We start from the raw sequence: 15,544 nt of genomic DNA on the forward strand, positions 1-15,544 counted from the left end.
ATGGCTGCTTAGTTACTGGCAACCAGCAAATGTTGTCTTTTCGTCAGAGGTCGTAACAAATATATGCCGAAAGCAGGCATAAAATGTCTGTCCTCTTCGGAAACTAGTTCTAGGGACAACGGCCTCAACATGCCTGTGAAGGAGAGAACATGCAATGGACAGTATGAAGTATTATGTGTCTGTCATGGGCCGCTCCGTTATTCCGGATCCGTCGGTAACATCATATGAATGGATCATTCAGGCAACGCCGCAGGAAGCGGAGCAATTACTGGGACTGCTGAGCCTCATGCAGGAAAAGGAGGAAGAGGCCTTTCCTGGCATGGTATTCCCATGGCCAGATACACCGGAGGAGTCCGTAAACCGAGCTTATGAAACGGTATTACAACAGGTGTATCGAGAGATTTACCGATTAGGCACACCAGAGACACGATACCAGATTGAACAAAGTACATGATAAGCACAAAGGAAAAGGAGCGCGATGACGAATGTATGCCATTCAAGATGCCAAAATACGCAGATTAACCGAGGTGGATGGATTGTCTTGTGCAGAGGTTGAAGTGCAGCCTGGAAATGCCGGAGATCCGTCGTTACTTGTATACGTGGCTTCAACACAGCCCGGAAATTCGCTGGAAGTTGTTCGAATTGTACGCAATCACTCCGATTCGGCGATCGACTGGTATAACAATAATATGCATACTGCGTTTGAAGAGGCGACAGATACCGCATTTGAGAACAGCGAAGGTATGACAGTAGAAGAAGATAAAGCTCGGTTTCAAAGTGAGTTGTTTTCCTTTGGTTTGCTTGGTCCAACACTTCAGCGTTATCTGATCGGGCAGGCTTAACAGGTAACGCTCCAGCAACACATGTGGCGGATAGTGGGATAGAGTTCGATGTTGAGCTACATGTAGATGTGACCTGTTGCTGTTGCTGGTTGCTCTGACTGTATCTGTAACTGGAAAAACCCGCCGTTGTTGAACGGCGGGTTTTGTTATGCGATGGTCAGATCAGGTGGAGATGTGATCAAGCATACTCGCGCAGCACTTGAATCCCTTTAACCACATTGTACACAAAGCTTAATCCGTAAATCACAAAGAATAGAATGACAAACCCAACGGCGGAACCCAGACTATGCGCAGTCACGAAGAAATAAAATAACGGAATGGCAGCGAGAAAGGGGAATACATGTGAGAATAAGGCGCGTTTTGCATGTCCCTCAATGTAATCATCCTTGGCAACAATCCATATAATGATCGGAAACAGGAACGGGGCAAAGAAAATACTGAAATAGGATAGGGCTGATAAAAGCTGTCTCATGACGATTCTCTCCTTCAATGGATCATTGAAATGTATGTATGCAAAAGATTACCCAGCAATTCTGACATTGAAAATGTCTGATGTTAATCTTACTCTAAATGTCCCAATCTCCTCAATATAACCTGGTTCAAGCTATCATATTCTCAAAGGGGCTGGATTATGAGAATAACACCGAAAAGTACATTTATCGCCTTTGATTACGAATGATGCCTAGTGGCATCATCAACATCGAATATGGAATTCAGCCGAAATAAGAGGATGCTTACGAAGGTTGTTTCCTTTGGAAACAATGTAGTTGCTCACGTAGTTTGCCTACGCTCCGCTACTCCATTTCTAGCTTTATTCCATCTTCTCGGTACTGAAAACCGGAGTTTTTGAACCCGCATTTAAGTATAATTATTAATTTTTTTATAAAACTATTGAAAAATATAGAAATCAGAGTATAATAAGAACCGCGCCGAAAATTTATTATACATATTTGTCTCAGTAGCTCAGCTGGATAGAGCAACGCCCTTCTAAGGCGTCGGTCGGGGGTTCGAATCCCTCCTGGGACGTATTAAAAGAAAACTTCCTTCGGGAAGTTTTTTTTGCGTTCAGGGGAAGAGAACCCCAATGGTTCGTCGGAGCATTCGCTTCGTTAGCGCTACTTCGCAGTCTCGACTGGAAGGAGAGCATCCCTCCTGGGACGTTTTAAAAAGAAACTTCCTTCGGGAAGTTTTTTGCGTTCAGAGGAAGTGTTCTATTGGTTATACCTATAAATAATATAGAATTTATATATTTAAAGAATAAACAATTCTATGCCACAATGAGGACATCAATAACGAAAGCGACGGTGGTATCTATGAAATCATTAAATCAATGGCAAGCAGATGAGTATGACAACAAACTGGCTTTTGTGTCCGGATACGGCAAAAACTTGATTTCGTGGCTTCAACCCCAAAAAGGGGAATACATCCTTGATCTGGGTTGCGGGACGGGGGATTTGACGCATGAAATTTCTCTGGCCGGAGCTGAAGTTATTGGCATGGATGCATCGACGGACATGATTCGCCGTGCGAGGGAGAAATTCCCTGAACTTGAGTTCGTGGAAGGAGACGGTCATCAGTTTGAGACGAATAGACTATATGATGCCATCTTCTCCAATGCAGCCCTGCACTGGATGCGAAGCCCGCGATTAGTGGTGGATAGTATATGGAAATCTTTGAAGCCTGGAGGACGTTTTGTCGCAGAATTTGGTGGTAAAGGGAACGTGCAGACCATTGTGAATGCATTAGAGCAGGTTATGGAGCGAAACACGGGCATTCGTGCATCGGAACGCAATCCTTGGTACTTTCCTTCGATCGGAGAATATAGCCATATTTTAGAGCAAAGTGGATTTATGGTGCGTCATGTCTATCACTACGACCGTCCTACCAGACTGGCAGATGGTGAGCAGGGTATAGTAGGCTGGTTGGCTCATTTTGGAGGCGACTATTTTGCAGGTCTCAGTCATGAAGAGATACAACAAATATGCCATGAAACCAGTCAGATCGTGATGTCTCACCTTTGGAAAGATGATGCGATGTATGCCGATTACAAGCGCCTGCGTATTGAAGCCGTGAAGCCAGAATAAAGTGAAATTTCGCGATAATTAGCAATTTTATCGATGTTAGACGAACTATCACGATCCTTTGTATACTAATCACGCTTCCCCTATATACCAGGAATCTCTTTCGGATAAAGAGGCTCTTGGTCTTTTTTTGATGCATTATTTCAAAAATGAAATATTCAAACGACAAATAATTACAAATGGATATTTTTATCATACTCAAGACCCATATAAGTAATTTCTATATCATATTTGTAAGTATTTAGAAGGAAAATGTGGTATTTTGATAGAATAATTTACCAAGGGTCAATCTTCTTGCAGATAGGCGGTGAAATTGGAGTGCGTATTGCAGTACGCACAAACACAGCAGGAACCCATCATTTGGTGACGTATTCACATTTAAAAGGAGGGGCAAAGCCTTGAGTAAACGATTGATATCCACGTTATTAAGTGTTCTGATGGTCTTTTCCATTATTCTCCCCGCGGCTGGAGCCGCTCCCGCAGATTCAGTTATTCAGCTTGACAACTTACCCAGTACAGCCGAAGCCAAACAATGGAGAGAGATTCTTGCAGGACGGGAAGCAAAACTTGCCGCAGATCCATTTTTGGATAAAAGCTTGGAAGGTCTGGGTGGCGAGAACACCCGAGTGATCGTTGAGCTTTCCAATAAACCTGTTGCAGTAGCGCAAGGTGAATCAACCCTCTCCGGAAAATCTTTTACCTCCTCTATGGAAACAAAGGCTGTGACTCAAGTTGAGCAACAACAACAGTCATTTGTACATAGCCTCACTCAGAAGAAAATCAAACATGAAGTATTGGAAGAATATGCATATGCCCTGAATGGTGTAGCGATTGAGCTTAAAGGAAACCAGGTGGGACAATTGCTTCAAATACCTGGCGTGGTCAGCGTATATCCAGACCTTGAAGTTACAATAGCGCCCGAGACAGATGAAGTGAACCCGTACATGAAAGACACAGCGCCTTTTATTGGTGCACCTGAAGTATGGGATCTGGGTTACAAAGGAAATGGCATTAAAGTCGGCGTCATTGATACAGGGATTGACTATGAACATCCTAATTTGCAAGAAGCCTACAAAGGTGGATGGGATTTTGTTGGAAACGACAATGATCCGTATGAAACAACATATCAAGAATGGAAAGGATCGGGCGAGCCTGAGCTTAACGAGCTTGGAAGCCCCTATTACACATCTCACGGTACACACGTAGCGGGTACCGTTGCTGCTCGCGAAGCGGGGGACTACGGTATTGTTGGTGTTGCTCCTGAAGCAGATATCTATGCTTACCGTGTACTTGGACCGTATGGTAGTGGTCAAACCTCATGGGTACTCGGCGGAATTGATCGTTCTGTTCAAGATGGCATGGACGTAATTAATCTCTCGTTAGGTAACGCCGCCAACGACCCGAGTTATATCACTTCGGTTGCCCTGAACAATGCGATGTTGTCTGGTGTGACAGCGGTTGTAGCAAGTGGTAACAGTGGACCTAACCGTTATACACTCGGTTCTCCGGGTGCGTCTGCAATGGCCATTACGGTAGGTAACTCTACAGGACCTAGCCAGCTGATTACAGCCGATACTCACTTCTGGATTGGTGAGGAAGGCGAAGAGGCACAACCTGAACAACAACCGGTGCCAGAGGTTGAACAATCTCCTGAACTGGGGACGGCACCTGGAACAGAAGCACCAGAAGTTTCAGAGCAAGTTGTACCCGCAATTGCTGATGAGGAAAGTGCAGCAGCTGTGGAGGACACAGTTTCTAACAAAGCTGAAGATCTGAATGTAGAAGAAGCTACAACGGAAGAAAATACTCCATCTGCATCACCTTCTGCACCCGTTGAAGCTTCTCCTGAAGCTGCTCCTGTGGAAGAAGAGTCTGTAATTGCTCCGACTGAAGCTCCACTGGCTATTACAGAGTCGGTTTACCGTCTGGATCTGATGGGATGGAGCCTGTCGGCAGACCCTGAAACTGTTTTGACAGGGAAATATGAGCTGGAATTTGCAGCACTGGGTAAGCCAACTGATTTTGAAGGTAAAGATTTTACAGGTAAAGTGGCATTAATACAGCGTGGTGAAATCGCATTTGTAGAGAAAATCGCCAATGCTAAAGCGGCCGGAGCCGTGGCTGTTATTGTATATAACAACATTCCTGGCCCAATTGGTGTAAGTCTGGGCGATAACTTTGAACTCATTCCAACACTGAGCATGTCCAAGGAAGATGGAGATGTGATCAAGGCTGAGCTGGACGCAGGCCAAGCCGTTGAAGTGAGCTTTAGTGATTTTGAACGTTCCCAAACTCCGGGCGATGAAATGAGTTCATCCAGTTCACGTGGACCTGCAAAGGTAACACTGGACATCAAACCGGATATTGTTGCACCAGGTACAAGCATTTTGTCTACGATTCCTGCCTACGGCAAGGATGAGCCAGACGCAGATTACGCACAAGCTTATGATCGTAAATCAGGTACAAGTATGGCTACACCTCATGTAGCTGGTTTGATTGCGTTGCTGATCGAGAAGCATCCCGAATGGACTCCATTTGATATCAAAGTTGCACTGATGAACAATAGTAAGGTGCTGGATACAACCAAGTTTGATGTATTTGATCAAGGCGCTGGCCGTATTCAGGCTGTAAATACCATTGATCCTGCTGCTTTTGTCAAAGTGCTTGATGTAACTCAATACACAGAAAGTGGCTCTGTTGTTGAAAAGGAGAATATCACCGGAAGTATCAACTACGGTAATTTCCTGAGCACAGATGAAAAGACGATTACCAAAACAATTAAAGTTGAAGCGCTGAATGGGAGTGGCGGGGATTACACCGTAAATGTGAATCCAACTCGTAATGTCGCTGGTGTATTCGTTGCCGTGGACAAGAGTTCCTTCACATTGAATGGTGAGGAAGAACTTGCAGTAACAATCACCGTTCCACGAGGGGTTACTGCAACTACAGAAGCACAAGGATACATTGAGTTCTCAAACGGAACCAATACTTTTACTGTGCCATATGTTGCTCATTTCAACGTTACGTTGAGTGGAGTTAAGTATATCGAAACCGTAAAAGGCACTGAGAAAAATCCATTCCACTATCCATTGAAGGCTGATGGTACGTTGGATACGCTGAATGTTGCGATGGAATTCTATAATCCGATGACATTTGCCCTGATTGAGATCTATGATGGTCTTAATCCGGAAGGTGGATATTATCAAGATGGTTATATCGGCTCCATCTTTGGTAACTATTTTAACTTCAATGCCAATGCAAGATACAACCTTGCTTGGGACGGCTCATATGCAGATTACACAACCGATGAAGTGACTGAGATTCCGGATGGTTTATATACCGTAGACATCACTACTATTGGTACGGACGGCAAAACCTATAAGGAAGACACTTCGCCATTTTTGGTGAAAAAGACAGCTCCGGCTGTAACTGCACCAGAAGCGTTGGAGTTCAAAGAGGATGAGTCTGCTGTCCTTAACGGTAGCGTGGAAGACTTGTACTTCCGTGTAGCTCCTGCGCTTGCCAGCGGATGGGACATCACGTTTGATCCGGCCGCTTCTCTGGAAGCAACGTATGTTGTGAAAAAAGAGGATGGATCGGTTTATAAAGAAGGAGTCTTTGAAGTACAAGCTGATGGTACCTTCAACCTTCCTTTGGAGGGAATTGAAGCAGGCGAGTATGCTGTTGAACTTACAGTAAAAGACCAACAGGGGCTTTCGGGTACAGCCAATACGGCACTGAAATTGGAAGCAGTGGAGACCGAACCTGAAACTCCGGCAACCAAGGCCCCAGGTACGCCTGTATTGTCTCACAATAACTGGGTAGGCAACGGCTTACCAGAGGGCGCGTATATCGTTACAATGAACCTGTGGTGGGGCGAGAACGCAACTAGCTACAAGTTATATGAGGACGGGGTTTTGGTAGATACGCAGAAGTTGACTTACAACGCGCCTTGGGCGCAGTTTGCTCAGACGAAGATCACGGGCAAAGCCAATGGCACGTATACGTACGTGGCTGAGCTGACCAACGACAAGGGAACAACGCGTAGTCAGACGTTGACTGTTCGGGTTACCAACGCAACGCCAGGCAAAGCGGTTATTTCTCACGATAACTGGGATGGCGACGGCCATTATAAGGTGACCATGAACCTATGGTGGGGGACCAACGCTACAGAGTATCGTCTCTATGAAAATGATAAGTTGATCGATACGCAAGAACTCCGTTCGGCTACACCTTATGCACAAAGTGCTGTGACTACACTGTCCGGGAAAACATCGGGCACGTATACGTATCGGGCAGAGTTAATTAACGCAGGCGGTGTTACCAGCACAGACACGATTAAGGTAAAAGTGAAGTAAGTTCATTCCTCATTGAAATTGATTAAAATGGATTCAATTAATGAAGGAATTGTTCTATGCATAAACGGCCTCCATCCTGATTTGCAGGATGGAGGCCGTTTTGTTTTTTTATAAATGAATTGTATGACTAACCGATCATTCTATTTTTGCTGGCCTGAATCCCTGCGATTAACAAAGCGATGGCCAGAATGACCTGTATTAGCAACGGCAGGGTCCATCCTTTTGTCCAGTCATGAAGCATACCGAACAGTAAAGGTCCAACTGCCGCTAGCATATATCCGAAGGACTGGGCCATACCGGACAGGCTGGCAGCTTGTCTGGCATCTTTTGTGCGAAGGACGAAGAACATTGTTACCATGCCAAATGAAGCTCCAGCACCTATTCCTGCCAACGTGACACCAATGGTAACGAGCGAAGCGATGCCACTTAACAATAAAGCATACCCGACAATTAAAGAAGAGCACGTTATCGCGGTTAGAACACGCTGATCTCGCGTTCGGCCGGCGAGGATTGGAACGATAAAGGTAGCTGGTACACTAACCATCTGCATCAGGGAGAGCATCCACCCTGCTGAGGTGGGGCTGAATCCTTGCTCAGCAAGAATTTCGGGAAGCCAGGTAATCGTTGTATAGAATATTAGAGATTGCAGACCCATAAATAAAGTAATGAACCAGGCCAGGGAAGAGGTCCGTAGACGTACAGGTGTCCCTTCACTCTGTGTGGCTATGAATAACATTCGCTGACGTCCTGCGGCGATCTGGGGGAGCCACAAGAGAAGCGCCAATATGGACAACAAGGCCCACATGCCTAACGAAGCACGCCAACCCATAGATGTGGCTCCTGCTACGGGCACACTCACACCTGAGGCGATGGCGCCAAATATGTTCATGGATACAGAGTATAATCCGGTGACGATACCTACCCGTAATGGAAAATCACGTTTGATCAAACTTGGCAAAAGCACGTTGCTTAATGCAATGCCGCACCCCAAAATTGCGGTTCCTGCATATAAGGAGAGAACGGAAGGCAACAAGCGTAAGGCCACCCCAATGGTTACGATCATAACAGCCAATAGCAGAGCAGATTCGAGTCCTAAACGTTTGGCAAGACGTGGTGCAAAAGGAGAGACTGCTGCAAAGGCGAGCAAAGGAAGTGAGGTCAGAAGCCCGACCATCGTATGGCCGATACCTGTATCTGAGCGGATCATCTCCACTACAGGTCCGGTTGCTGTAATCGGTGACCTCATGGTAGCGGCGATGACGATAATGCCTGCTAATAACAGGCCGAATCTTTTGGATGTCGAAGAATGTTCTTCCTCGGTATGGATCGATGAGTGTTGCTGTATTGAAGATGACATTGATAAAATCTCCTGTTTTCTAAGAAGTTAATATGTATGGATTGTTACATAATCCACTCCGTAAGCATAACATTCTATGTCAATATTGAGCAATGAAATGAAAAAACACCTAATGGACAATGGGTGCCTTGACTAGCCTGTGAACTCTAACGAATCCACGAGGTCTTATAATGGGTAAAATCGCTATTTTCAGATTCTAACGAACCTCAGCGACGTTAATCAGGCTATGAAGCGCAAATAAGTGAGTTAATACCCCGGAATGGTGAAATAAGCTCTCTAAGATTCGTTAGAATTCCACAATGCTGAATTGGGAGCAAATAAAGTGTCCTATGTTCGTTAGAACGTCGGTACTTTCAACGCGTTGCTTATAGAGTGAGCAAACGCGGACGCTCCAATGCAGCGACATAGAGCATGTAACGAAGCGAATGCTCCGACGAACTGTTGGGGTTCTCATCCCTAGAACGCAAAAAAAGCTTCCCGAAGGAAGCTTCTTTTTATACGTCCCAGGAGGGATACTCTCCTTGCAGTCGAGACTGCGAAGTGGTGCTAACGAAGCGAATGCTCCGACGAACCATTGGGTTTCTCATCCCTAGACGCAAAAAAAGCTTCCCGAAGGAAGCTTCTTTTAATACGTCCCAGGAGGGATTCGAACCCCCGACCGACGCCTTAGAAGGGCGTTGCTCTATCCAGCTGAGCTACTGAGACATGAATTTTTTCAAGCAAAATTGATTTTATCATATGCATACAGGAATATCAAGCGTTTTATTTTGAATTATTTTTCGTATATGATATTTAGCGGCAGTAACGTTTTTTTCATTATATTTAAGGTTATGTTAGAATATCAGGAGAACTCAGAAAATAGATCAACAATCGTTTTAATATATACATCTATTTATGTTGATTCCGACTGGAGATTCAGGATATAGAGGAGGTGCTCCCATTAAGGAATCCACGACCCCGGAAACCGAGCATAACAACAATATTGTGCTGTTTCCTAAGACGCTGGACTATTACCAGATTCAATTGACAGTTATGCTTGAAAATGAACGGTATGGTGAAGCGATGAAATTGCTTCACTTTTTGCTGCAATGTCAGGGACAGGAAGAGCGCCATTATGATGAATGGCGGGCTCTGCTCGAATGGCTTCAGGCTGCGTTTCCTCAATATGAAGAAACCTCGCCTGCCGTTCTTGAAGAACGAGAAGAGGAAGAAGAGATTAGTGAGGAAGACATGGCACGGCAACATGCCCGAATGAAGCTTGAACAGGATGATGGTTATGCAGATAAGATGCTTCGCACAGTAATGGAGGAGCCGCTGTCTGAACAGACGATGCTGGCTTTGGAGCAGCTGGCCTATCTTGATCTACCGAAGATTGACGAGGCACTTACGAGTTGGTTAAAAGATAAGTCGCTTCACCCTCTGCTTCAATTTCGGGTGTTGCAAACCTTGCGTCGACGAGGTGTTCAAGGTATGATCCTGTTTACGAGAGGCGAAGAGCAGGTTGAAGTCGAGATCGACACCGTGCCTCTTAGACCAGAGGAATTCCCGCTCCAAATCGTTCAGATTCTGGAACGAGTGGCAGATCAGACGGAGGTTCATGAACCTACGCTCTTTTATTTTGCCCAGGAACTGTGGATACAATATGTCATGGCGGTGTATGGAACCCGTGATTATGTATCGATGCTGGAAGAAAATGATTCCATGACAGATATATGGGCAGCAGCTCTACATATGACCGTTGCAGACAGTCTGGGTGGTTCGCATGATGAGGAAAATACCCGCTCAATGTATGCTGTGACAGGCGCGATGCGCTTTCGACTGGAGCAGGCTTATCGTTCCATGAAACAGTTTGTATCTGCCGGTTTGGATGGTTAATCGAGGCCGGAAACGTTTTCCTTAAACTGTATCAAGGGATTCCCCTTGAAAAAGAATCTAATCTTGTTTATACTAAAATGGTTATTTTGTACGTGATTGCCTACGTGAACATGTGAATTTTGGAGGGGAAAGTATACAATGAAAGCAACTTGGGAAAAGATAGAGAAGAACCTTGGGGTTCTTGAGGTTGAAGTGGATGCAGATCGTGTAACTGCAGCACTCGACAAAGCTTTTAATAAAGTGGTTAAACAAGCAAACGTACCTGGATTCCGTAAAGGTAAAGTACCACGTTCCATTTTCGAAGCACGTTTTGGTGTAGAGAGCCTTTATCAAGAAGCAATCGATATTTTGCTTCCTGAAGCTTATACAGAAGCAATCGACCAAACGGATATCTTCCCGGTTGATCGTCCTGACGTAGATGTTGAACAATTTGCTAAAGGACAAACATTCAAGTTCAAAGCAAAAGTAACTGTGAAACCAGAAGTTACTCTTGGTGAGTACAAAGGAATCGAAGTTGCTGTAGCAAAAGGCGAAGTAACTGACGCAGAAGTGACTGAAGAACTTGAGCGTCTTCAACAACGTCACGCTGAACTCGTTGTAATTGACGAAGGTTCCGCTGCTAACGGCGACGTTGCAGTAATCGACTTCGACGGTTCCGTTGATGGTGTACCTTTCGAAGGTGGACAAGCTGAGCGTTATTCCCTGGAACTGGGTTCCAACACATTCATTCCTGGATTTGAAGAACAAGTTGTGGGTCTGTCCACAGGTGACTTCAAAGACGTAGAAGTGACTTTCCCGGAGAGCTACCATGCAGCAGAACTTGCTGGCAAACAAGCGATATTCAAAGTGAAAATTCACGAAATCAAACGCAAACAACTTCCTGCATTGGATGATGAGTTTGCTAAAGATGTTAGCGAATTCGACACACTTGAAGAGTACAAAGCTGATCTGAAAACACAATTGGAATCCCGTAAAGCTGACGAAGCCAAAGCTGCTCAAGAAAATGCAGTTGTAGAAAAAGTGGCTGAGAACGCTGAAGTGGACATTCCTTCTGCAATGGTAGAGAGCGAAGTACAAAACATGATGCGTGATTTCGACAACCGTCTGCGTAACCAAGGTATGAACCTTGAAATGTTCCTGAGCTTCTCTGGCCAGACTCAAGCTGACCTGAGAGGGCAAATGCAAGAAGATGCTTCCAAACGTGTTCGCAACAACCTGGTGCTTGAAGCTGTAGGTAAAGCGGAAAACATTGAAGTATCTGATGAAGAAGTGAATCAAGAACTCGAGAAAATGGCTGAATCTTACAAGCGTCCTGCTGATGAGATCCGTGGCATCCTCGAAGGTAATGGTTCCTTGGACAGCCTTCGCGATGAAGTTAAACTGCGTAAAACGATTGACGTTCTCCTTGAGAACAGCACAGTTGTTGAACCGGTTGAAGCTCCAGCTGAAGAAGTTGTTGCAGAAGCTGACGAAAAATAAGACAAGCTGTTATCAACTTGTCAGTTGAATAAACGATAAGGCACGTGAATTATTGCGTGCCTTATTTTTAAATTATGACATCCATTTTATAGAAAATGAAGTAATTATATGGATGAACACTAATTTTATTGATCCGCGTACACTTTTTACATACCTATGTACTTCATGCAAATAAAAAACGGCAAGACGGCATAGGATGGCTTCAATTTGCACATACATAGAAAACATGGTTAAATATGATCAGGCTAAAAAAGTAAACAAATTGATGTCTCACCCCTCTTGTGAAAAATGACATTGTCACAGGAAAGTGTTAGAATGAATTTGGGTTTGCTTTACAGGTGGCCTATGTCTAATTACATGTAGAAAAGAGGTTGGTCTCATGAGTCTGGTGCCAATGGTTATAGAACAAACCAATCGAGGCGAGCGGTCTTACGATATATATTCACGTTTGCTGAAAGATCGCATTATCTTTCTAACCAGTGCGATTGATGACGATGTAGCCAATCTTGTCATAGCACAGCTTTTGTTTTTGGCAGCCGACGATCCTGAGAAGGATATCAGCTTGTACATTAACTCACCTGGTGGTTCTGTCACCGCAGGGATGGGTATATACGATACGATGCAATTTATCAAGCCGGATGTATCTACCATTTGCGTAGGGATGGCAGCAAGCATGGGCTCGTTATTGCTGACAGCCGGTGCACCTGGCAAGAGATATGCGCTGACAAATAGCGAAGTAATGATTCATCAGCCGCTTGGCGGCATTCAAGGACAGGCTGCGGATATTAAGATACACGCAGAATGGATTATTAAAACACGTCAGAAACTGAATCAAATATACGTCGATCGTACGGGTCAGCCTCTTGAGAAAATTGAGCGGGATACCGACCGTGACTTCTTCATGAGCGCTGAAGAAGCTAAGACGTACGGCATTATTGACCAGGTGCTCAGTAGACCGATCAATTCCTAAAGGGGTGGTTTCATGTTTAAATTTAACGATGAGAAAGGGCAGTTGAAATGCTCTTTTTGCGGTAAATCTCAGGAGCAGGTACGCAAGTTGGTCGCTGGACCAGGCGTGTACATCTGTGATGAATGTATCGAACTTTGCACCGAAATCGTTGAGGAAGAACTTGGTCATGATGAAGAAGTAGACCTGAAAGATATTCCGAAACCAAAAGAAATTCGTAATATTCTGGATCAATATGTTATTGGACAGGAACAAGCGAAAAAATCATTGTCTGTTGCGGTGTATAATCACTACAAACGGATCAACACGCAAAGCAAGATCGAAGACGTTGAATTGTCAAAGAGTAACATTTTGCTGTTAGGACCAACAGGTTCTGGTAAAACGTTGCTTGCGCAAACGATGGCAAAAATTTTGAATGTTCCTTTTGCTATTGCGGATGCTACGTCATTAACAGAAGCGGGTTATGTAGGTGAGGATGTAGAGAACATCCTGCTCAAACTTATTCAAGCTGCTGATTATGATGTGGAAAAAGCAGAGCGTGGCATTATTTATATCGATGAGATTGATAAAGTAGCGCGTAAATCCGAAAACCCATCCATTACTCGTGATGTATCGGGCGAAGGTGTGCAACAGGCTCTCTTGAAAATTCTTGAAGGAACTGTGGCTTCTGTACCACCACAAGGTGGCCGTAAACACCCTCATCAAGAATTCATTCAGATCGATACAACAAACATCCTGTTCATTTGCGGCGGTGCCTTTGATGGTCTGGAGCAAATGATCAAACGCCGGATCGGTAAAAAAGTCATTGGCTTTAATACCGTTTCTGAGCAAAAAGATCTGAAACCAGGTGAATACCTGGGTATGGTATTGCCGGAAGATTTGCTGAAATTTGGTCTGATTCCGGAATTTGTAGGCCGTCTGCCAGTCATCTCCACTTTGGAGCCGTTGGATGAAGATACGCTGGTACGGATTCTTTCCGAACCAAAAAACGCGCTTACCAAACAGTACCAAAAACTGCTTGAACTGGATAATGTGAATCTGGTCTTTGAACCAGCTGCATTGCTTGCGATTGCAAAAGAAGCAATTAAACGTAACACAGGTGCACGTGGATTGCGTGCCATCATTGAAGGTATCATGCTGGAAATCATGTATGAAGTGCCTTCACGTGAAGATGTTACGAACTGTGTCATTACCGAGGAAGTTGTTGAGAAAAGAGTCGTGCCTGAACTAAGCCAATCGAAGGACGATAAGCAGGAAGAGAGCGCCTGATATAGGCCTCAATCCCGTTGAACTCTGAAATATAGACTTGTCAGTTCTCCACTTTGGCAGAAGGCGAATTCATGTCTCTGTCAGGGTGGAGCTTTGACGTTGTGGGGAGAGAAATCACTCATGTATTTAAGACAGGATACACGTCCCGTGAAAGTGGGAAACGTAACGATCGGTGGCAGTAACGAAGTCATTATCCAAAGTATGTGTACAACCAAAACAGCAGACGTTGAAGCAACGGTTGCAGAGATTCTGCGGCTGGAAGAAGCGGGTTGTCAAGTGGTACGTGTAACGGTGAATAATGAGGAAGCTGCCGCAGCCATCAAGGAAATCAAAAAACGCATTAATATACCGCTCGTAGCGGACATTCATTTCAACTATAAGCTGGCTTTACTTGCGATTGAGAACGGCATTGATAAAGTTCGGATTAATCCAGGTAACATCGGTAAACGTGCTAAAGTGGAAGAAGTGGTTAAGGCTTGTAAAGACCGCGGTATTCCGATTCGGATTGGAGTAAATGCGGGGTCTTTGGAAAACCATCTCCTTGAGAAGTATGGGTATCCTACGGCAGATGCTATGGTAGAAAGTGCATTGTATCACATTGGTATTTTGGAAGAGCTTGATTTCCATGATATCATCGTGTCTCTCAAAGCATCGGATGTGCCGATGGCAATTGAGGCGTATACCAAAGCAGCTCAAATCATTCCGTATCCGTTGCATCTCGGGATTACCGAAGCGGGTACATTGTTCTCCGGTACGATCAAAAGCTCCGCAGGTATGGGAGCCTTATTGTCCATGGGTATTGGTTCTACGATGCGGATCTCACTGAGTGCGGACCCGGTAGAAGAAATCAAGGTCGCTCGTGATCTGCTCAAAACATTTGGACTGATTACAAATGCAGCTACATTGATCTCCTGCCCAACGTGTGGACGTTTGGATATCGACCTGTTCTCCATTGCCAACGAAGTGGAAGAGTATATCTCCAAACTGAAGGTGCCGATTAAAGTATCGGTGTTGGGTTGTGCGGTTAATGGTCCAGGTGAGGCCAAAGAAGCGGATATCGGCATAGCCGGTGCTCGTGGAGAAGGTCTTTTGTTCCGTCATGGTAAGATGATTCGTAAAGTGCCTGAAGAAATCATGGTTGAGGAATTAAAAAAAGAGATCGACAAAATCGTCGAAGCCTACGAAGAGACAGGTGTTATTCCTGGTCGTTCGCACTGATTGATTCATATCTTGTTACAACAAAAGCTCGCCAGCGATGGCGGGCTTTTTATTTTCTCGCATACAAATTCCGTATCGCCCGTTTACGTCGCGTTGAA

General features: G+C 44.8%; 11 protein-coding genes and 2 tRNA genes. 10 read left to right on the forward strand and 3 right to left on the reverse strand.

Annotated elements, in window-relative coordinates:
- Positions 1 to 154 precede the first annotated feature (154 nt).
- Positions 155 to 454 (forward strand): hypothetical protein, encoded by a 300-nt coding sequence (locus tag CXK86_RS19280; protein WP_017692581.1) that lies wholly within the window; start codon positions 155 to 157, stop codon positions 452 to 454.
- Between the two features lie 31 nt (positions 455 to 485).
- Positions 486 to 842: a hypothetical protein gene (locus CXK86_RS19285; protein ID WP_036605881.1), complete on the forward strand. Its 357-nt coding sequence runs from the start codon at positions 486 to 488 to the stop codon at positions 840 to 842.
- Positions 843 to 1,020: 178 nt separating this feature from the next.
- Here the strand turns inward: CXK86_RS19285 and CXK86_RS19290 are convergent, their stop codons facing one another.
- A complete protein-coding gene (locus CXK86_RS19290; RefSeq protein ID WP_017692583.1) occupies positions 1,021 to 1,314 on the reverse strand; it encodes a magnetosome magnetite crystal formation protein family in 294 nt (97 codons plus the stop codon).
- A gap of 480 nt (positions 1,315 to 1,794) precedes the next feature.
- Between CXK86_RS19290 and CXK86_RS19295 the strand changes: the two genes are divergently transcribed.
- From CXK86_RS19295 to CXK86_RS19305, 3 genes are all read left to right on the forward strand, one after another.
- Positions 1,795 to 1,868: transfer RNA gene (locus CXK86_RS19295), tRNA-Arg, on the forward strand.
- A 287-nt stretch (positions 1,869 to 2,155) separates the two neighbouring features.
- Entirely contained in the window at positions 2,156 to 2,926 is a 771-nt protein-coding gene (locus CXK86_RS19300; RefSeq protein ID WP_076253315.1) for a class I SAM-dependent methyltransferase, read from the forward strand.
- Between the two features lie 395 nt (positions 2,927 to 3,321).
- Positions 3,322 to 7,281, forward strand: a complete 3,960-nt coding sequence (locus CXK86_RS19305) for a S8 family serine peptidase (protein ID WP_076253316.1) — start codon at positions 3,322 to 3,324, stop codon at positions 7,279 to 7,281.
- A gap of 127 nt (positions 7,282 to 7,408) precedes the next feature.
- Here CXK86_RS19305 and CXK86_RS19310 read toward each other — a convergent pair whose 3' ends face one another.
- Positions 7,409 to 8,638: a CynX/NimT family MFS transporter gene (locus tag CXK86_RS19310; RefSeq protein ID WP_036605884.1), complete on the reverse strand. Its 1,230-nt coding sequence runs from the start codon at positions 8,636 to 8,638 to the stop codon at positions 7,409 to 7,411.
- Between the two features lie 631 nt (positions 8,639 to 9,269).
- Positions 9,270 to 9,343 (reverse strand) — tRNA-Arg (locus CXK86_RS19315).
- Between the two features lie 189 nt (positions 9,344 to 9,532).
- Between CXK86_RS19315 and CXK86_RS19320 the strand changes: the two genes are divergently transcribed.
- The 5 genes from CXK86_RS19320 (at position 9,533) to ispG (ending at position 15,446) form a co-directional block, all read left to right on the forward strand.
- Positions 9,533 to 10,513, forward strand: coding sequence for a hypothetical protein (locus tag CXK86_RS19320; protein ID WP_370511445.1), 981 nt, complete (start codon positions 9,533 to 9,535; stop codon positions 10,511 to 10,513).
- 138 nt (positions 10,514 to 10,651) lie between these two features.
- Positions 10,652 to 11,992 carry a trigger factor gene (gene tig, locus CXK86_RS19325; protein WP_076253317.1) on the forward strand — a complete coding sequence of 447 codons (1,341 nt, stop codon included), beginning with the start codon at positions 10,652 to 10,654 and terminating at the stop codon, positions 11,990 to 11,992.
- A gap of 379 nt (positions 11,993 to 12,371) precedes the next feature.
- The gene (gene clpP / locus CXK86_RS19330) at positions 12,372 to 12,962 is read left to right on the forward strand and encodes an ATP-dependent Clp endopeptidase proteolytic subunit ClpP (RefSeq protein WP_036605886.1); all 591 of its coding nucleotides are present in this window, start codon (positions 12,372 to 12,374) and stop codon (positions 12,960 to 12,962) included.
- 12 nt (positions 12,963 to 12,974) lie between these two features.
- A complete protein-coding gene (clpX, locus tag CXK86_RS19335) occupies positions 12,975 to 14,228 on the forward strand; it encodes an ATP-dependent protease ATP-binding subunit ClpX (RefSeq protein ID WP_036605887.1) in 1,254 nt (417 codons plus the stop codon).
- A 120-nt stretch (positions 14,229 to 14,348) separates the two neighbouring features.
- A complete protein-coding gene (ispG, locus tag CXK86_RS19340; protein WP_017692591.1) occupies positions 14,349 to 15,446 on the forward strand; it encodes a flavodoxin-dependent (E)-4-hydroxy-3-methylbut-2-enyl-diphosphate synthase in 1,098 nt (365 codons plus the stop codon).
- Positions 15,447 to 15,544: the final 98 nt, after the last annotated feature.

This window comes from Paenibacillus sp. BGI2013 (assembly GCF_002843485.1).
Lineage (GTDB): Bacteria > Bacillota > Bacilli > Paenibacillales > Paenibacillaceae > Paenibacillus > Paenibacillus amylolyticus.